The organism is Mesorhizobium delmotii (genome assembly GCF_900149755.1).
GTDB lineage: Bacteria > Pseudomonadota > Alphaproteobacteria > Rhizobiales > Rhizobiaceae > Mesorhizobium > Mesorhizobium delmotii.
The window spans coordinates 46,357-64,369 of sequence record NZ_FUIG01000046.1; the positions used below are offsets into that span (position 1 = coordinate 46,357).

Sequence of the window (18,013 nt, forward strand, 5' to 3'; positions counted from 1 at the left end):
ATCATGAAACGCATTTTCTCGCTCGCGGCGTGTGCCGCGGCGTTATCGCTCGGCGTATCGAACGCCTACGCACAATCGGGCGGCGTCGACAAGGCCGTCGGCGGCTACAGCTTCGAAGAAGCCGCAAAGGAGGCCCCCGCTACCAAGGACTTCCATTCGGCCGATGGTCACCTCACTTTCGCTATCGTGACACACACTGCCGGCAATGGCTTCTTCGATCCGGTCTACGTCGGCGCGACCGTCGCCGGCAACCTGATCGGCGCCAAGGTCCTGCTGCTCGGCTCGGAATCGCCGACCGACGATCCTGCCCGCGAGATCGAAATCCTGAACCAGATCGTGCAGGATCCGACGATCGACGGGCTGATCATGACAACGCCCCAGGTCGGCGCCTATAACGACATCGTCAAGGCCGCTGAGGCGAAGGGCATACCGATCGCTACGACCAATTCCTTTGACGGCACGATCCTCAACCGCAGCGGCATCGGCCACACTGGCCAGGACGCCTCCGCTGCCGCAATCGCCGGCGAGGCGCTCGTCAAGTGCCTCGCGGACAAGGGTATCGAGAAGGGTTCGATCGTCCTGCCGTCGTCGACCGCAATGGGCAACATCGAGGTGAACAATCGCGTCACTTCGGCTTTCAACGCCATCGTCAAGGGCTTGAAGGATGCCGGCAAGCTTGATGCCTTCAAGGTCGACGCGGGTCCGGAGAACACCGGTATAGACACCAATCCGAATGACCCGGTGAACGGCATCGTGACGCTGTTCGAATCGCGCGGCGATGTCGTTGGCGCGTTCGCCGGCAACAACGTGTTCACGCCGGCGCTTGCCAAGGCCGTCGCTCAGACCGGAATGACCGGCAAGATCTGCGCCTACGGTTTCGACCTGGGCCCGGCCCAGCAGGATGCGATGAAGAGCGGCGATCTGACCGGCGCGCTCGGGCAGCAGCCCTTCTTGCAGGGCTTCTGGCCGGTCATGCAGCTCTATCTGGAGATCGACCGCGGCATCGCGGCGGCCAACCTCGACACACGCGCCCAACTGGTGACGAAGGAGACCGTCGAGGACGTCGGCAAGCGCTTCGAGAACTGAGGCCGCTCGGAACGTCTGAAATCATTGCGGGAGGGCGCAAGCTCTCCCGCAAATGCGGCAGCAGGGAAATCGACCAGAAGAGACCATGGCGCTTACCGCGACCACATCACTTGGCCGTGCGCCGTCCCAGATTGTCGGCGGCTGGGAGGTGGGGCTCGTTGCCTTGCTTTTGCTGCTCTATCTCGGCGGCGCTCTCGTCAATCCCGCGTTCTTCGGGTCAACAGGGGCGTTTCACTCGCTGCTCCGCGACACCTCGCGGGTTGCCATAATCGCGGTCGGAGTGACCTTCGTCATCGTCAACAAGGACCTCGATCTTTCAGTCGGTTCAACTTACGGCCTAGTCGCCGTCGTCTTTGCCAGGCTGTTCGCGCCGAACTTCCTTGACCTCGGCGTCGTCACGTCGGCGATCCTCTGCCTGCTGCTCGGCACGCTGATCGGGCTGATCAACGGCGTGCTCGTCACCATCCTGAAGGTGCCGGCGTTCATCGCCACGCTGACCGTCCTCTTCATCGGCCGCGGCTTCGTGCTGGCGCTCACTCACGGCCAGGCGATCTACTACCCTGCCAAGGCGACCGGCTATCCGGGTTTTTTTCACCTCGGCGAGACCAACCTCCTCGGCTTCAACAACCAGATCGTGATCTTCCTCGTTGTCGCCGTGATCGGCGCCTATGTGCTTGCCAAGACGCGCTGGGGCTACGAGACCTTCGCCACCGGCGGCAACGAGCAGGCGGCGTCCTATGCCGGCATCCCGACCAACTGGGTGCGCATCCGAGCCTTCCTGATCTCCTCGCTCTGCGCGGCGCTGGCCGGCTTGATGTCAGCTGCCCAGGACAAGGGCGTGACGCCCCTCTACGGCGTCAGCGGTGAGCTGACCGTCATTGCCGCCGTGATCATCGGCGGCGCCTCGATCCTCGGCGGCCGCGGCCGGGTCGCCGGATCCTGCCTTGGCGCCCTGCTGGTGGTGCTGCTCGACAAGGTATTGCGCGAGGGCTGGCCGATCACGCGCATCATCAAGATCGGCGACGAGGAGATCACGGTCAATGCCGTTTTCTCGCTACCGGTCGGCGCGGTGCCGGTGTTCCTCGGGCTGCTGCTCGTCGTCGCGGTGCTCATCGAGCCCTATCTCATCCGCCGCCAGGTGGCAGGGCGCCTCTGGGCCTGGCTCCGCGACCGGCCGCCGCCACCGGCCTACGAGATCGGCGGCATCGCGATCGAGGGAGTGCAGACCAAGGGGGCGATGGCGACCGACATGGCGCTGTCGGCCACCGGGTTCGGCAAGTTCCTCGCTCGGCGCGACGCGCTCGCCATCATCCTGACCGCGCTCCTGTGGCTGACCGGCCTCGCGCTCCGGCCGGACTACTGGTGGAACCTGTCCAACAGCTTCGCGATCTTGCTCAACTACACCGAGCTTGCGCTGATCACCATCGGACTCACCTACGTCATCGCCGCCGGCGATATCGATCTCTCCGTCGGGGCGGTGCTCGCTCTCGCCGGCAGCACCGCCGCCTATTTCCTCAAGGTCCTTGGCGCCGACCCCGTGACCGCCGTGGCGATGGGCCTGCTCGCGGGCATGTGCGCCGGCCTCGTCAACGCGATCGTCACCGTCGGCTTCAAGCTGCCGGCCTTCATCGCCACGCTCGGCATGTTCTACATCGCCCGCGGCCTCGCCGCCTGGTTCGTAGCCGGGCAGCAGCTCACCGGCTGGCCCGAGGGCTACAACCTGCTTGGCCGCAAGGTGAACGACATCCTGCTGCACTACCGCATCTCGCTGCCGGACGGGCTGCTGCGCTCGATCGCTGAGGTGGTGAGCGTCCAGACCATCTGGATGCTGTTCGTCGCCCTCATCGCCGGCGTCGTGCTCGCCTACATGCCGTTCGGGCAGAAGGTCTATGCAACCGGCGGCAATATTCGCGCCGCCGCTTATGCCGGAATCAATACCAACCGGGTGCGTTTTCTCGCGCTTATTCTGGCGGCGCTCTGCGCGACAATGGCCGGGATCATCAACGTTGCCTACTTCCGCAGCTTCAACCCGGTGGCCGGCCAGTTCCGCGAGCTCGACGCCATCGCTTCGGTGATCATCGGCGGCGGTTCGATCTTCGGCGGCTACGGCACCGTGATCGGGGCGCTCGCCGGGGCGGCGGTGATCACCCTGATCCGGGCGCTGCTGCAGCTCAACGTTCAGGGTTTCACGATGCCGCAGCACTGGATCAACGTCTTCATCGGCGGCATCCTGATCGTGGCGGTGCTGATCGACATCTGGGTGCGCCAGGCCAACATCTTCGGCCGCCTGCGGGCGCGCCTCGCGCGGCGCACAAAAACGGCGGAGACCACCCATGCGTGACCCGACCACGCCTGCACCGATCGTAGAAATGCGGGGCATCGAAAAAGCCTTCGGTGCGGTGCAGGCGCTCCGCAACGTCGACCTCGTGCTCTATCCCGGCGAGATCCTGGGCCTCGTCGGCGACAACTCGGCCGGCAAATCGACGCTGATGAAGATCCTGACCGGCGCCTACCAGCGCGACGCCGGCGAGGTCTTCGTCGCCGGGCAGCCGGTGCACTTCAAGAGCCCGCACGAAAGCCGCGACGCCGGCATCGAGATGATCTACCAGGATTTCGCTCTTTGCGGGAATATGGATGTCGGTCAGAATATCTTTCTTGGCCGTTGGCCGCTCAGGGGCCTTTTCGTCAATCGGCGGAAAATGTACGCGGAAGCCGACAGTGTGCTGAAGCGGCTCAAGGTCGACGTGAACTCCGTCTATCAAAAGGTCGAGAGCCTGTCGGGCGGCCGCCAGCAATCGGTGGCGATTGCCCGCGCTATCTCCTTCCAGCCGCGCGTGGTGATCCTCGACGAGCCGACCGCCAATCTCTCGGTGATGGCGACGGAGCGGCTGCTCGAGACCATGCTGGAACTGAAAAAGCAGGGCGTTGCCCAGATCATCATCTCCCACCGCCTCGTTGACATCTTCGCTGTGGGCGATCGCGTGATGGTGCTGAAGCGCGGCGAGAACGTCGGCGATCGCTACATCAAAAACACCGACGAGCATGAGGTCCTGGAGATCATCGTCTCCGGCACGCGAGAGCACGCACTTACGGCCGATGAGGCAATGCTTTGACCGATCAGGATCACTTTTCTGCTGGCGTCACAGAAATGCGGCTAAAACCACCCGCTCTAAGTCCATCGAGGTTGTGGCCCGAGATTGGTCGTTCACTCGAAGAATGCCGGATGTCAGGTAAGGGTGGGAAGCAGTCCCTCAATGCGATGAGCACGAATGACCGCGATGCGGACTAAGCAGACGAAGAATGGAGCCCGGCGCCCCTGCAATGGGCGCTGGCCTGACCACACTCGAACTCCGAAAATCTCCGAAACGTGTTGCGGCCGAGCGCTACAAGAGCGATAATTAGTGCCCGAACGGAATGACGCAGACGGCTTCGCTTGCCGCGGGGCTGGTAGCGGCCCGGGACGGTCAAATCAGGGAATTCGCCATGCACAATGTCTCTCGGCGAAATGCCATTCGCCTCGTTCTGGCGGTCACAGCCGCCCTGTTTGCGACCTCGATGCCCTCTTTTGCCACGGAAGCGGTTCCGCTGGCGATCAAGGGTTATGACCCGGTCGCCTATTTCACCATCGGAAGCCCCACGCGCGGGCTGCCGGAGATCGAGTACGAATGGGATGAGCACCGCTACCTCTTCGCGAACGCCGAGCATCGCGAGCTTTTCAAGGCCGATCCTGTTCGCTACGCGCCAGAGTTCGGAAATTTTTGTGCAATGGCGCTGGCCCTGGGCGAGCTCGACGAGGCCAACCCGGAGAACTGGCTGATCAGCGACGGAAAGCTTTATATTTTCGGCAAACCGGCCCCGATGGGACCCGCGCTCTTCCAGCAGGACCTTGCTGCGAACATCGCGAAGGCCAACCAGAACCGCGCGCTACTTCAAGGACATTAGCGGTTCATTCTCTCGGCCGGTGGCAGGTCGCCTGTGACGGGGTAGAGGCGGGCCTTGCGGAATCCGTCGCGCAGATGTTCGAGATCGCCAGAGCTTAGAAACTTGGTTCCGAACTCCTGCGGGTCGAAGGTTGGGTCGATGCGGCGTATCATCGTCACGACACGCGCGGCGTCCTCCGCTCGATCGTCTTGTGCATAGGCGGCCGCCAGCAGGATACGGCTGAAGTTCGCGCCTGCGGTTGTTCGAAGACTAAGTTCCGCCTGTTCGATCGCCGCGTCGTAACGCCGTTTCAGATAGTAGGCCAGGCTCAGCGCAAAGCGATCGATCGCATTGAGATCGGGGTCGATACGCTGCGCCTGCTCCAAGGCCTCGATCGCCGCATCCGTCTGTCCCAGCCACAACAGGATGGTGCCGCGCCCGGCGAGGCCGTGAGCATCGTTCGGATTGATCGCAATGGCGCGCTCGATCTCAACCTCTGCCTGGTTGTATCTCTGACGAAAGAGGTGGATGTGGCCGAGAGTGATGCGCGCGCGCACGTCGGAATCATCAAGGCTCAGCGCCTTGATTGCCAGTTCCTCGGCACGGCTCAGGAAGGCGGTTGGCGATTCCGCCCAGCCCATCGAGCTGGCAATGTGATAGGTTTCGGCAAGTGCCGCATATGCAGCAGCGTAGTTCGGGTCAAGCTCGATGGCGCGTCTGAGCAGGGCGCGCGCCTCCACATTGTTTGCATGCGTCGGGCTCTGCAATGCCGGCCTGGCGCGCAGCACGTAATCATAGGCTGCGAGATTTTCGGTTGGCTTCGCGAACACCCGATTTTGTTCGATCTGGGTCACACGAATCGCCAGGACTCTGACGATGCGAGTGACAATGTTGTCCTGCAGCGCGAACACGTCCGCCAGCGCCTCCTCGAAGCGTGCAGACCAAATCACCCGTCCCTGCCTTGTGTCGACGAGTTGCGCGATGACCCGCACGCGGTCGCCGGTCTGGCGGACGCTGCCTTCGACCAGATAGCTGACGGCGAGACCGCGGCCGATCTCCTCCGGGCTTGCGGGCTTTCCCTTGTAGGGGAAGACGGCGTTCCACGACATCACGGTCAGCGCGGAGAACCGACCCAGTGCGTTGATGATATCCTGCGTCAATCCATCCGCGAAATACTGACGAGCCGAATCGTCGCTCTGGTTCAGGAACGGGAGAATGGCGATCGCGGGTTTCGTGCTGACTTCAGCACTCTTTGTGAATTGATCGCCAGAGCGCAGAATGCCGAGAAATTTCCACTCAGAGCCAAGACCGGCCCACAGCGCGCCTACAATAAGCAAAATCATCAGAGCCAGAGCGGCGAACAATCCCCGGCGCCAGCCGGCGGGCGCCGGAGCGGCCGTGGCGTCGAGCCGCACGCGAAAGGCGCGCACCGGCCGAGCGATGTTCTTGAGCTTCTGTTCGCCGATATCCTCAAAGGCAATGTCGAGCTTGCCTTGCACGTCTTCCTGCACGCGGCCCGAGACGCAGATGCCGCCAGGCTCCGCGAGCCCCTCCAAGCGAGCCGCCACGTTGACGCCATCCCCGAAAATGTCGTCATCCTCGATGATGATGTCGCCGACATTGATGCCGACGCGGAACTCGATACGTTGTCCTGCCGGCACCGCGACATTGCGTTCCGCCATGCCGCGCTGGATCTCGACGGCGCAGCGCACGGCCTCGACCACACTCGCGAACTCGACCAGCATCCCATCGCCGGTGGTCTTGACAATCCGCCCGCGGTGTTCGTTGATCTTTCGGTCGACCAGAGCACGCCGATGCGCCTTCAGCTGGGCGAGCGTACCTTCCTCGTCGTTGCCCATCAGCCGGCTGTAGCCGGAGATGTCGGCCGCTAGAATGGCCGTAAGTCGCCGCTCTACATGCTCGGTTGACAATCCGACTCTCCCCCGTGCGCTTCGGCCACCTTTTTCCGATAGCTCTGGGCTAAGCACTACGGAACCTAGGGCTCCGTAGTGCTTAGCCCCAAGGAGCCCCCAATCGAAGGCGAGCGTCGCGCCCACCGCTGGGGCGGTGGAACCGCGAACGCTATGACCTGCTCGGCCACACCCTCACCGATCTTTTGGCCCGCAACCACATCGGAGCGAAAATGGACCCCGGCCCACATGCGCGCGTCGGCCGCCTGCTTGGCCGTCACGCTCCATCAGCGCGGAGTAGCCCAGCACATCGGCAGCAAGAATGGCAGCAAGCTTGCGATCCACGACGGCGTTCTTTAAGACCACCTATGCCCGAGGAATGCACCATAGCAGAAGTCGGAGGCATTGTATCGCCGCAAGGCCCTTTGCTGTGCATGCACCGGAAGGTCTGGAATGGGCTCAATTGAGACGTTCATCGCCTGCACCGCAGATGACCGCTTGGGGTCGTGAGCCGAAATTTCGCGCGTTGGCTTCGGACACGTTATTGTTGCCCCATCGCTATCCGGGGGGAAGTGGATGAGCATCGTCCAAAGGGTCAGTCCAGTTCTAGATTAGGCGATTACCGCAACCCTCAATAGGGCAGACTATGGGGACACCGTCTCGATTAAAGCGGCATTGAACCAAATTCGGCAGGCTGCGCCTGATTTGGTCGCATCCAAGACGAGATAACCGAGGCTATTGTCGAGGCGGCTACTGCCCTGGGCCTGTTCGTAGCTTTCCGTTCAATCCAGCGTAGTTAGCTGATATCGCTCGGAAGCTCCTAGCAAACATTTCGGACCTTTTATGGAACTCTTCAGTAATCGATGAGTTACGCACAAAACTAAAGGTAACCGTTATGGCAACTCGAAATGGGGATCATGCCTTCCGGGAATTGATCAGTTCGGAAGATAATCGTCGGAAGCTACGTAAGCGATTGAGCATGGAGGCCGACCAAACTCTGCCACCAAAGCTTTTCGCATTAGCGGTGGAGCTTCAGAAGCAGCTTGAGCGGCGAGAGCAGGAACTGGCCGACGAGAACCCCGAGCAGCCCTAAGTTGCCCTCATGGCGAACTGAACACCACTGAAGGGGCGCATCAGCGGCCTCTTTAACATCTGTGCCAGCTCTCTGGGCCGCTGCCCGCCTCGGAGTTGTCGAGGCAATTCAAGCCTTAGTCAGAAGCACGACCTGTCGTTGGCGGCCCCGCGTCGGCATCGCAACCAGAGGCAGGCAATCGCTCGGCGATCATGTGAGCCGAGGTTGGCAAGGTCGAACAAACCGCCGATGAGGTGTGTCCGACGTCGACTTCCAGGGATGTTGGAACTGGCATTCATCTGGGGAATTATAAAGCTCACAAGGCTAAGCAGATGCTGCTTGGCAAACAGACTCGTCAGAGCAATCGAAGCAGCCAACCGTAAGAGTTGCAAAGCCACCTATGCAATGTGCGGCTGCACTTTACCTGAACGCGTCAGATAAACAACACAGGGAGGCTATGATGATCAGGCTGCAGTCAGGTTTATTTATGATTCTACTACTAGGATTGGCGGGTTCACCTGCGAAAGCCGAGGAGGTCTGGTCGCTTGACGGCTTCAAGGCCCCCGAGAGCGTATTTTTCGATGCCAAGCGGAATGTCTTCTACGTCTCCAACATTGCTGGCGACCCCGCCGCCAGGGATGGGGTCGGATACCTTTCGAAGGTTTCGCCTGACGGAAAGTTGCAAGCAGCCGAGTGGGTGACCGGCTTTAACGCGCCCAAGGGATTGGTGATGCAAGGCGACACGCTTTTCGTCACCGACATCGATCGGCTTATGGCCGTCGACGTCGAGAGCGGTCAGATCACTGGAACGTGGCCTGCAGAAGGCGCTCAGTTCCTCAATGATCCCGCTGTCGACGAGGCGGGTCGTGTCTTTGCTTCCGACATGCTGGCGAACAGGATTTATGTTCTGGACAATCAAGCTCTCTCCGTCTGGCTCGAGAGCGAGGATCTCCTGCATCCGAACGGTCTGCGCGTCGAAGACGGTCGCCTCCTCGTCGCCGGCTGGGGTCGCGATATCCAGCCGGATTTTTCGTCCAAGACACCTGGCCACCTTATCGCGATTGACCTGAACACGAAGGCTATCTCTGACATCGGGTCCGGCGAGCCTGTTGGAAATCTAGATGGTCTAGAATCGGACGGAGCCGGGAATTGGCTGGTCACGGATTGGGTCGCAGGGGTGCTCTTTCGCATTCATCCGGATGGAAAAGTCGAGCAGCTGATGGACCTCAATCAAGGCAGCGCCGATCTGGAATTTCTGGAAGAAAAGAAGCTGGCAATCATCCCGATGATGATGGACGGCAAGCTGGTCGCAACTCGATTGGATTGAGCAACTTGAGAAGAGGCTCGCATTGTCCTCTCCCCAATTGGCCGAACAGGGCGGCGGTCGAGCGATCCGGCCGAAACAAAAAACCCGCCTCAGTGGGCGGGGCGCAGATCAACATTGTGCTTAAATTCCTAGCGTAACTGCCGTCACTTGTCAAGTCGAAACTACCCATAGTTGCAGGGCAATCGATTCGCGCTTGCGCTGCCTCTCATCGTCCTGCCGCTCAGGCGGCTTCGCCGCGCTGTCTCGCCTGGCGATGCTTTCCGCGCGGGCCGCTGATCTCCCACCTTTTGTGGAACCACATCCACTGGCCGGGATCCTCGCGCACCCAGCGCTCGACCACGTCGTTGAGCAGCTGGGTGGTGCCGTGGACGTCGACACTGCCGCCGGCGGTGCGCGGCAAGTTCAGTCTGTCCTCGATCTCGAGCCGGAAGCGGTTGCCGGGCAAGCGCACGCAGCGCGCCGGATAGACATCGCAGTCATAGTGCCGCGCCAGAGTGCCCAGAACCCGGTTGCTTTCGCACGGGCGGCCGAAGAATGTCGTTTCGAGCCCGCTCGAGAATTTCTGGTCGACGAGCACGCCGATATTGCCGCCTTTCTCCAGGACTGCCGCCAGCGCGAACGAAGCGCCGGTGGAGGAGGGCAGAAGCGACCCCATGGTCGAGCGGCGAGTCGAGAGGATGTAGTCGGCAAGATAGGGGTTGTTGGGCGGGCGAAACAGCGCCGTGATGTTCATGCCGAATGTGGCTGCCGCGACCGGAAGCAGTTCGAAATTGCCGAGATGCCCGGTGAAGATGATATGCGGCGTCGGTTCCTCGGCGATATGCACGAAGTGCTCGATCCCCTTGACCTCGATGCGGCCGGGTTTCGTCGCGGCGGGATCGTAGTCGAACAGCTCGTCGAGAAAGATGTATTCCGCGGCGAGCCGAGCCATGTTGCCCCACATGTCGGACGCGATGGCCTGGATCTCGCGGTCGCTCTTTTCCGGATAGGCGTTGCGCAGATTGGCGATGGCGACGTTGTGGCGCCCCACCCACGGGCCAATGCGACGGGCGGCGCGGTCGGCGAAATTGAGCGCGCTGTCGACCGGCAGCAGACGCAGCAGCCAAATTATCGTCATCGCGACGCGCGCAAGCAACCAGTAGTTGAACTGGCGCAGCCGCCTGCCGTGGCGGAACGCCAAGTCCCGGCGGAGCTTCCTGAAGGCGTTGCCGACCATTCCTAGACCGTGATGTTTTTAGACAGCAACATCATGGTCAGCCGATGCGCAGGATGATCTTGCCGAACACGTCACGGCCCTCCATGCGCTTCAGCGCGGCGTCGATGCCGTCGAAGTCGACTTCGGTGTCGATGACCGGAGAAACCAGCCCCGCCGCCATTTTCTGCATGGCGTCGGCCATGTTTTGCATGCGGCAGCCGAAGGAGCCGAGCAGCTTCAGCTGCTGCTGGAACAATTGCATCAGATTGATCTGCGTCGACACGCCCGAGGTCGAGCCGCAGGTCACCAGGCGGCCACCGCGTTTCAGGCACAGCATCGAGGCGGCAAAGGTGTCGGCGCCGACATGCTCGAAGACGACGTCGACGCCCTTCTTCTTCGTCAGCTTGCGCACGACGCCTTCGAAACGGTCCTCGCGATAGTTGATGACATGGTCGGCGCCAAGCGCCTTCGCCCTGTCAATCTTGTCGTTCGAGCCGACCGTGGTGATCACGGTGCAGCCCATTTTCTTCGCCAGCTGGATCGCGGCGGAGCCGATACCCGAGCCGCCGGCATGGATCAGGATGGTTTCGCCGGGCTGCAGCCTGGCATTGTCGAACAGCATGTGCTCGACCGTGCCGAAGGTGACGGGCGCGACGGCCGCCCCAATGTCGGTCACGCCGGGCGGGGCAGGGACCAGCAGGCGCGCCGGAAGGTTTATCTTCTCTTGCGCAAAGCCGTCGAGATGGAAGCCGTGTACGCCCGAGACATGCTCGCAGAGGTTGTCGCGGCCTTCGCGGCAGGCGCGGCAAAGCCCGCAGGTGCGCGCGCCGTAGATCGACACAAGCTGCCCGGGCACAAGGTTGGAGACGCCGGGGCCGACCGCCTCGACCTCGCCTGAAGCTTCGGCGCCGACGACCAGCGGCAGCTTGCGCTTGGCGAAGGCCATGCCGCGCCAGCCCCAGACGTCGATATGATTGAGCGCCACGGCCTTGATGCGCAGCATCACTTCGCCCAGCGCAGGCTGCGGCGGAGGCGGCAGGTCCACCGTTTCAAGGCGGCGGTCCTCGATAAGTTGCAATGCGCGCATGGAGCCTGTCGGTTCTGTTGAGCGGGAAAAGGCTCGCTTATAGCGCGGCGCGATGAAAAGGATTCAGCCGACGCGCTTTAAGCTTTTGTTTTTTATGCATGTCGTTGTCCCAAAACCGCTTCGCACTTTTGGGCGACATGCATTAGACTGGTTCCCGCGCCATGACAAGGCAGGTGTTCTGGCCGCCGAAGCCGAAGGAGTTCGACAGCACCGTGCCGACCTCGGCGTTGCGCTTCTGGTTCGGCACCACGTCGAGCACGATCGCCGGATCGGGATTGTCGTAATTGATGGTCGGCGGGATGACGCTTTCGCGCATGGTCATCAGCGAAAACGCGGCTTCGACGGCGCCGGCCGCCGACAGCGTGTGGCCGATCATCGACTTGTTCGACGAGATCGGCATCGAGCCGATCCGCTCGCCGAAGACGGTCGACAGCGACAGATGCTCCATCTTGTCGTTTTCCGGCGTCGAGGTGCCGTGGGCGTTGACATAATCGATCTCGTCCTCGCCCAAGCCGGCATCGGCGAGGGCGGCGCGAACCGCCGCGATCGCCGGTGAGCCGTCCGGCTTCGAGCGGGTGCGGTGGAAATCGTCGGCCTTCTCGCCGCAGCCGCGCAGGATGCCGAGAATGGTCGCGCCGCGGGCCAATGCGGCCTCCAGCGATTCCAGCACAAGCGCGCCCGAGCCTTCGGCCAGCACGAAGCCGTCGCGATCCTTGGAGAACGGCTTCGACGCCTTTTCGGGGATGTCGTTGTGCGTGGAGAGTGCGGAAAGCAGCGAGAAACGGATCAGCGCCTCGGCGGTCGCCGAGCCGTCGGCGCCGATCGACAGCGCCCGGTCGCATTCGCCGCGGCGGATCGCCTCGACGCCGAGCTGGATCGAGGTGGCGCCCGAGGCGCAGGCCGTCGACAGCGTGATCGGCAGCCCGCGCGTCCCGAAACGGTCGGCGAGCCGGTCGGCGATCGAACCGAACTGGGTGGTCTCGAAGACATCGAGTCCCTTCAAGCCGCGCGCCACGCGAAGCAGCCGTTCGGCGCCGATGTCGTGCTTGTCGGAATTGTAGAGCGAAAAGCGCTCGCTCCAGTCGAGTTCGACCGGCGGCGAGGCGAGGAAAAGCGGCCCGCCGAAATCGCCCGAATCAAGGCCGGCTTCGGCCACGGCTTCCTGCGCGGCGATCTCGGCTAGATCGTAGGTAAGAAGGCTGGCGCCCTTTGAGCTCGACGGCAGGAAATCGACCATGCCGGAGATGCGGGTGTTCAGATGGTCGACCGGAAAGCGGGTGATCGGATGGATGCCGGACTTGCCCGCGGTGAGCGCTGCCCAATTGTCGGCCTTGCCGACGCCCAGCGAAGTCACCACGCCGATACCGGTGACGGCGACGGTCGGCCTGCCCATGTGGTCGTTCAGATTGGTCATGACTTGTCCTGGACCTGTTCCTTTATTGGAGCATCGGAATCATCCGAAAACCGCACTTCACACTTTTCGGTCCGATGCTCTAGGCGGCGTTGACCAACGCCAAACCTTCGAATTGGTGATAGCCGATTGCCGTTGCAAGGACGGTCCTGGGAACGCCGTCGAACGGCTTTTCGGTGGCGGCGTCAAATGCCGGGTAGGCGGCCTTGCGTTCGACAGCCAGTGCCGCCAGCGCCACGGCGAAGGGAAATTGCGCTTCCTTCATGTGGCCGGTCAGCGTCGAAAAGCCGCGTGCGGCAATCGCCGGATTGGCGTCGAGCGCCGATTTCTCGGCAGCAGTAGCGGCATGGGCACCCGAAGCGCCTGAAATCGTCAGCAACTCGCCGTTCGGCAATGCCGCCTGCCTGAGCAGCGCGGCAATCTCGCCATCGAGTTCGCCCTGCCGGCGTTTTGCGCGTCCGGATATGACCGGGCCGAGTTCGGCATAGATCTTTCGCCCGCGGCTGATCGCATGTTCGCGCTGTTCCAGGACGAGAAACGCGCCGCCTGACCCAGTCACCACGCCGCCGCCGTCCAGGCCCTGTCTCTGCCAGACCGGTCTCCAGGGGCCGCGATGCAGGTAGCCGGCCAATTCGTAGCCAAGCAGCATGTCGGAATGTTCGGTCTGGAACGCGCCGCCGACCAGTATATGCGTCGACTGGCCGGAGCGGATGCGCGCGGCGGCCGTCTCGACGGCGGCGACGCCGGCGCCTTCCTCGCCCATGAAGGTGCGCGACGAGCCGGTCACCTTGTGGACGATCGAGATGTTGCCGGCCAGCAGGTTGGAAAGCTGCGCCAGAAACAGCGTCGGCCGCAATTCGGTTGTCAGTTTCTCGTTGAGCAGCACGTCGCGGTCGTTGCGGCTTTCCGAGGCGGCGAGAATATCGGCGTCGACCGCCTCGTCGCGCTCGCCGCCGCCGGCAGCCACCACCATGTCCATGGTCGTGCAGAGTTCGTCATTGCCCTTGATGCCGGCGTCGTCCAGCGCCATGCCGGCGGCGTAGGTGCCGAGCCGCTGCCAGGTTTCCATCTGCCGCTGGTCGCCGCGCTTGGCGATCTGCAGATTCCAGTCGATCTCCGGCAGCGGGTGGACGGTGTAGGGCGAGAAGCGCGCGGCTTCGAGCACCGGTTCCAGGCCGGGCTGGACGAGTTTGCGCCAATGCGCATCCGGGCCTTCTCCCAGCGAAGAGACAAGGCCGATGCCTGATATGACGACGTCGTGGGCGTTCATGGGCGGCTATTGTGGGTCAGGCTTGAAAACGAACCATTTTAGGCGTTCTTGGCCATGACCAGTGCGTCGATCTTGGCGCACAGGTTCTTCATGACGAAGTATTCGTCGGTCGAGGCCTTGCCGTCATTGACCTCTTGCGTCCACTTTTCCAGCGGCACCTTGATGCCGAATTCCTTGTCGATGGCAAAGACGATGTCGAGGAAGTCGAGGCTGTCGATGCCGAGATCGTCGATAGTGTGGCTTTCAGGGGTGATCGTGTCGATATCAATCTCACTGGTGTCGGCGATGATCTTGGCGACTTTGTCGAACGTGGTGGACAAGGGCTTTTCCTTCGGTTGCGGGCGGAATCTGTCCGCATGTGTTTGGGCGCTGTCTAATCGGTTTTTCCGGGCAGGAAAAGACCTGAACGCCGGGCGCAGATGGGATACCCACTTCGTAAACGCAAGAAGAGCCGCCAGTTGGCCCGGCGACCCTTCCCATGATGTTGCTTCCGCTCAGCTGTCGCGGAGCTTGACCAGGTCGTTCAGCAGCCCGCCCGTTCCGTTGTGGACGGTCAGCCGCTCGACCTTGCCGGCGATGGTTTCCAGAGCTTCGAGCTCCTTCAGCCGCAGCATCACCGGGTTCTCGGCCATCACCTTGGCCGTGTTGAGCAGCGAACGCGTGGCGTTCGTCTCCTCGCGACGGCGGATGACGTTGGCCTCGGCCTGCTTCTCGGCCGACACCACCTGGTTGAGGATCTCGCGCATCTCGCCCGGCAGGATGACATCCTTGAGGGTGATATCGCTGACCTCTATCCCGATCTCGGCCATGTCGGCACGGACCTTCCCGGCGGCTTCCTCATCGACCGTCACCTTCTTTTCGAGGATCTGATCGAGCGTCAGCGCGCCAAGCGTCTTGCGGAAGGTGTATTGCAGGGCGCGGTAGAGGGCTTCGGAGAAGTCCTTCACAGCACTCACCGCCTGCACCGCATCGACGACACGGTATTCGGCGGCGATGTTGACGCGGATCGTGACACGATCCTTGGTCAGCACTTCCTGCCCGGCGACGTCGAGCGACTGGCGCTTGAGGTCGACGACCTTGATCTGCACCATGCGCCCGACGTTCCAGAAGCCGTGCACGCCCGCCGTCAGCGTCCGCACGAGGGCGCCGTCGACGAACAGCAGTCCGGCCTGCCCGTCCACGACCGGATGGACGGACATCAGCTCCGCCTTTCGGGCCTGGCCGAGCCGGCGCATCACAGCCGGATCGATCGCGAGGTCAGTGGCGGTATCGATCACCGTCACCTTCCACGGTCCGGCATCCGTCCACAGGACGAGCTTGCGGTCCGGCGCCAGAACGGCATGGAGGCCGCCGTCACGCTCGATGACTGCAACTTCCGTGCGCCCGGTGCGAACGACGGTGAAATGACGCGCGGCCGCATCCGGGAGCTTGTCGAACAACGCCTTCTCGTACGCCGAAACGAATTCCGGGTTCTTCAGATCGTGCCGCGACACTTCAAGGCTCCGACGCCGGTTGGCGAGCCAATGCTCGCCCGGCACCAGAACAGCCTTGATCTCACCCTTGTAGAGCGTGATGGCACGTTCGTTTTCCCTTACGAGGACGCGCTCGCGCCCAAGAATCCTATCGAGAATGGTCGTCATGGTCTTCATCCTGTCGGGCATGGCCCCTTCCGAGGCGTCAAATCATGCGTCGATCGTCCTTTCGTTTCTCGTTTCACGTCGCTTCTTGCTTCACTCCGGGCACGAACGATCCGGGGACCGGTGGCATCCGCCCGTGGCGAGCCTTCGGGAGCGGATCGCGAGGCACCGAAGCGGGCGCCGGAGGCCTTGACCTCCCTTGCCGGCATTGGTGCGCCTTGATCGTCACCGCGGGCCTGGCCGCGAGCCGATGGCGTCAGACTTTCGGGTCCGGCCCGCGCCCAAGGGCGTGGGCCGTCCGTCAGGTCTTTCGCATTCCAGTCCCCGGACCGTTTCAGATAACACCACCTGAAGGTGCTGGCTTTCGAGGCCAATGGAGAAGGATTTGAACCTTCGACAGTCAGATTATCGATCTGATGCTCTAACCAACTGAGCTATCCGAAGTGCAGATGAAGGGAATTGAACCCCCGACCTCCGGACCAAGTCCGGCGCTCTTCCGCTGAGCTACATCCGCGATCCCAATCCCCGAAACGGCGCCGTACACAGGTCGGCAATGCCGGCTGCGCGGGCGGAGGCAAAAGCTCCAACCTTTGTGCTCGCTTCGGTTTTCGTGACCGGGAGCGCGCCTATAGCCGCTGCGACCGGTTGTCGCAAGCGGCATAGTTGTGGCTGGACGCGGCTTCCTTCAGCGGTGGTATTTTTGCAACACCTACGATTGGCCCGGGGCAAGTGGTTGTTGGTACCAACGTACCATGGTAAAATGTGAGAATGATAGAACGCGTGCAGACCGGGGTGCGCCTGGAAAAACGATTGGTGAAGGTGCTCAAGGCCTTGGCCGAGCATCGCGACATGAGCCTGGGTGACCTCATCGAGGGCATCGTGCTGCATGCCTTCGAAGGCCAGACGCCGTTTTCCCCGACGACCCTGGAAACAATCGGCCAATTGAAGCGCATCTACGGGCTGGAGCTCAGTGCGGCAGACAGCCACCGTTTTTCGGAAACGAGCGGGGAGGACGAGTGACGAACCATCTTGAGCGCACTCATAGCATCGTGCTTTCGGGGCCGGTCGACCGCGTCTTTCCGCTGTTCACGCCGACTGGGGAGACCCTGTGGGTGGACGGCTGGGATCCGGAATTTCTGCATCCACAAGACGGGGAGACGCGCCAGGGCATGGTCTTCAGGACCGCTCACGGTGATGAGACCACGCTCTGGGCCTGCACGGACTGGGACCCCTTGGCGCATCGCATCCGCTATGTCCGGGTGACGCCGGATTCGCGTTTCGGATTTGTCGAGGTGGCCTGCCGCCCGACCGCTGACGGAGGCACGGAGGCGTCGATTGCCTACACTTTCACTGCCTTGAGCACGGCAGGAATATCGTATCTGTCCGAGCTGACGGAGGACGCGTTCGCGCACATGATCGAGGCATGGAAGCTCCGTATCGATGCGTGGCTGCAAGTGCGAAATCTAACGCTAGACAGCGGGTAGTTAGCCGTCATCCGCAGTGGTTGCTGGAACGAGCCAGGTGCGCCAGGACCGGACAATCCGCTATAGAATGCTTTCCCGTGTAGCGAACGCGAACGTCCGTTCAGGGCAGCGGGCGGCGCGACCGAATTTGCCACAGCTGCGCACCTTGCCGATGTCGATCCCGGCAGCGACGCGCAATATTTACCTTAACGTGGGAGAAGTAGAGAGACCGTGGCACGAGGTGCGAAAAAGCAGCGCCAATACAGCTGATTAGTTACGACATAGGTATTCTCGCAGATATGGTATTGGCCGTCTGGGGATTCCTGCACACGGTCCCGTGGGATGTTGAAATTATGCGGCAAGTAAGTGTAACCACCGTCGATCCTGGACCGCACCGAAGACCGAGGTATGGCACGGCAATCAGAACCACCGCAACACCGGAATTTCGTCTGCGGGTCAACCTTGTCTTCGTACCAATCATGGGCGCTAGCGGCTGTTGCGGCGGCGATACACATTGCCGTGAAGATGAATCTTCGCATGGCATTCCTCAAGTTTGGCAGGCCGCCGCCCGTTCGAGCATCCATGTATATTAGCGTTCCATTAAAAATACCATTAGCCTCCGACTGACTAACGC

At 62.0% G+C, this 18,013-nt stretch carries 14 protein-coding genes and 2 tRNA genes; 7 read left to right on the top strand and 9 right to left on the bottom strand.

All coding sequences use genetic code 11. The features are described 5' to 3' along the window. Nucleotides 1–3: 3 nt before the first annotated feature. The 4 genes from BQ8482_RS27710 to BQ8482_RS27725 all read left to right on the top strand — a co-directional run bounded on the left by BQ8482_RS27710 (nucleotide 4) and on the right by BQ8482_RS27725 (nucleotide 5,028). Nucleotides 4–1,086 carry a substrate-binding domain-containing protein gene (locus BQ8482_RS27710; RefSeq protein WP_123150510.1) on the top strand — a complete coding sequence of 361 codons (1,083 nt, stop codon included), beginning with the start codon at nucleotides 4–6 and terminating at the stop codon, nucleotides 1,084–1,086. A gap of 85 nt (nucleotides 1,087–1,171) precedes the next feature. Continuing rightward, nucleotides 1,172–3,427: an ABC transporter permease gene (locus BQ8482_RS27715; RefSeq protein ID WP_123150748.1), complete on the top strand. Its 2,256-nt coding sequence runs from the start codon at nucleotides 1,172–1,174 to the stop codon at nucleotides 3,425–3,427. Further along, the gene (locus tag BQ8482_RS27720; protein ID WP_123150511.1) at nucleotides 3,420–4,199 is read left to right on the top strand and encodes an ATP-binding cassette domain-containing protein; all 780 of its coding nucleotides are present in this window, start codon (nucleotides 3,420–3,422) and stop codon (nucleotides 4,197–4,199) included. The genes BQ8482_RS27715 and BQ8482_RS27720 overlap by 8 nt, the downstream gene beginning before the upstream one ends. Nucleotides 4,200–4,500: 301 nt before the next feature. Then, nucleotides 4,501–5,028, top strand: coding sequence for a YHS domain-containing (seleno)protein (locus BQ8482_RS27725; RefSeq protein WP_244602995.1), 528 nt, complete (start codon nucleotides 4,501–4,503; stop codon nucleotides 5,026–5,028). On the opposite strand, the gene BQ8482_RS27730 is transcribed toward BQ8482_RS27725, so the two are convergent. Next, nucleotides 5,025–6,938: an adenylate/guanylate cyclase domain-containing protein gene (locus tag BQ8482_RS27730; RefSeq protein ID WP_123150512.1), complete on the bottom strand. Its 1,914-nt coding sequence runs from the start codon at nucleotides 6,936–6,938 to the stop codon at nucleotides 5,025–5,027. The two genes, BQ8482_RS27725 and BQ8482_RS27730, sit on opposite strands and share 4 nt — an antisense overlap. Nucleotides 6,939–8,446: 1,508 nt before the next feature. Here BQ8482_RS27730 and BQ8482_RS27735 point away from each other — a divergent pair. Beyond that, a complete protein-coding gene (locus BQ8482_RS27735) occupies nucleotides 8,447–9,316 on the top strand; it encodes an SMP-30/gluconolactonase/LRE family protein (protein WP_165848743.1) in 870 nt (289 codons plus the stop codon). 220 nt (nucleotides 9,317–9,536) lie between these two features. Here BQ8482_RS27735 and BQ8482_RS27740 read toward each other — a convergent pair whose 3' ends face one another. The 8 genes from BQ8482_RS27740 to BQ8482_RS27775 form a co-directional block, all read right to left on the bottom strand. Next, nucleotides 9,537–10,532 (bottom strand): lipid A biosynthesis lauroyl acyltransferase, encoded by a 996-nt coding sequence (locus BQ8482_RS27740; protein WP_123150514.1) that lies wholly within the window; start codon nucleotides 10,530–10,532, stop codon nucleotides 9,537–9,539. A 37-nt stretch (nucleotides 10,533–10,569) separates the two neighbouring features. Continuing rightward, a complete protein-coding gene (locus BQ8482_RS27745) occupies nucleotides 10,570–11,598 on the bottom strand; it encodes a zinc-binding dehydrogenase (protein ID WP_123150515.1) in 1,029 nt (342 codons plus the stop codon). Between the two features lie 142 nt (nucleotides 11,599–11,740). Continuing rightward, entirely contained in the window at nucleotides 11,741–13,012 is a 1,272-nt protein-coding gene (locus BQ8482_RS27750) for a beta-ketoacyl-ACP synthase (protein WP_123150516.1), read from the bottom strand. A gap of 79 nt (nucleotides 13,013–13,091) precedes the next feature. Further along, entirely contained in the window at nucleotides 13,092–14,279 is a 1,188-nt protein-coding gene (locus tag BQ8482_RS27755) for a beta-ketoacyl-ACP synthase (protein ID WP_123150517.1), read from the bottom strand. A 38-nt stretch (nucleotides 14,280–14,317) separates the two neighbouring features. Then, nucleotides 14,318–14,599 (bottom strand): acyl carrier protein, encoded by a 282-nt coding sequence (locus BQ8482_RS27760; protein WP_123150518.1) that lies wholly within the window; start codon nucleotides 14,597–14,599, stop codon nucleotides 14,318–14,320. A 174-nt stretch (nucleotides 14,600–14,773) separates the two neighbouring features. Beyond that, nucleotides 14,774–15,940, bottom strand: coding sequence for a slipin family protein (locus BQ8482_RS27765; RefSeq protein WP_244602996.1), 1,167 nt, complete (start codon nucleotides 15,938–15,940; stop codon nucleotides 14,774–14,776). Nucleotides 15,941–16,286: 346 nt separating this feature from the next. Beyond that, nucleotides 16,287–16,355: transfer RNA gene (locus BQ8482_RS27770), tRNA-Ile, on the bottom strand. A 5-nt stretch (nucleotides 16,356–16,360) separates the two neighbouring features. Continuing rightward, nucleotides 16,361–16,430: transfer RNA gene (locus BQ8482_RS27775), tRNA-Gln, on the bottom strand. A 266-nt stretch (nucleotides 16,431–16,696) separates the two neighbouring features. Between BQ8482_RS27775 and BQ8482_RS27780 the strand changes: the two genes are divergently transcribed. Together BQ8482_RS27780 and BQ8482_RS27785 are read left to right on the top strand one after the other, a co-directional pair. Continuing rightward, entirely contained in the window at nucleotides 16,697–16,936 is a 240-nt protein-coding gene (locus tag BQ8482_RS27780; RefSeq protein ID WP_244602997.1) for a hypothetical protein, read from the top strand. Next, a complete protein-coding gene (locus BQ8482_RS27785; protein ID WP_123150520.1) occupies nucleotides 16,933–17,400 on the top strand; it encodes an SRPBCC family protein in 468 nt (155 codons plus the stop codon). The genes BQ8482_RS27780 and BQ8482_RS27785 overlap by 4 nt, the downstream gene beginning before the upstream one ends. The last annotated feature ends 613 nt before the right edge of the window (nucleotides 17,401–18,013 follow it).

Bases quoted from the DNA above. Each gene is read 5' to 3' on its own strand.
- BQ8482_RS27710 (WP_123150510.1), top strand. From the start codon at position 4: ATGAAACGCATTTTCTCGCTCGCGGCGTGTGCCGCGGCGTTATCGCTC.
- BQ8482_RS27715 (WP_123150748.1), top strand. From the start codon at position 1,172: ATGGCGCTTACCGCGACCACATCACTTGGCCGTGCGCCGTCCCAGATT.
- BQ8482_RS27720 (WP_123150511.1), top strand. From the start codon at position 3,420: ATGCGTGACCCGACCACGCCTGCACCGATCGTAGAAATGCGGGGCATC.
- BQ8482_RS27725 (WP_244602995.1), top strand. From the start codon at position 4,501: ATGACGCAGACGGCTTCGCTTGCCGCGGGGCTGGTAGCGGCCCGGGAC.
- BQ8482_RS27735 (WP_165848743.1), top strand. From the start codon at position 8,447: ATGATGATCAGGCTGCAGTCAGGTTTATTTATGATTCTACTACTAGGA.
- BQ8482_RS27740 (WP_123150514.1), bottom strand. From the start codon at position 10,532: ATGGTCGGCAACGCCTTCAGGAAGCTCCGCCGGGACTTGGCGTTCCGC.
- BQ8482_RS27745 (WP_123150515.1), bottom strand. From the start codon at position 11,598: ATGCGCGCATTGCAACTTATCGAGGACCGCCGCCTTGAAACGGTGGAC.
- BQ8482_RS27750 (WP_123150516.1), bottom strand. From the start codon at position 13,012: ATGACCAATCTGAACGACCACATGGGCAGGCCGACCGTCGCCGTCACC.
- BQ8482_RS27755 (WP_123150517.1), bottom strand. From the start codon at position 14,279: ATGAACGCCCACGACGTCGTCATATCAGGCATCGGCCTTGTCTCTTCG.
- BQ8482_RS27765 (WP_244602996.1), bottom strand. From the start codon at position 15,940: ATGCCCGACAGGATGAAGACCATGACGACCATTCTCGATAGGATTCTT.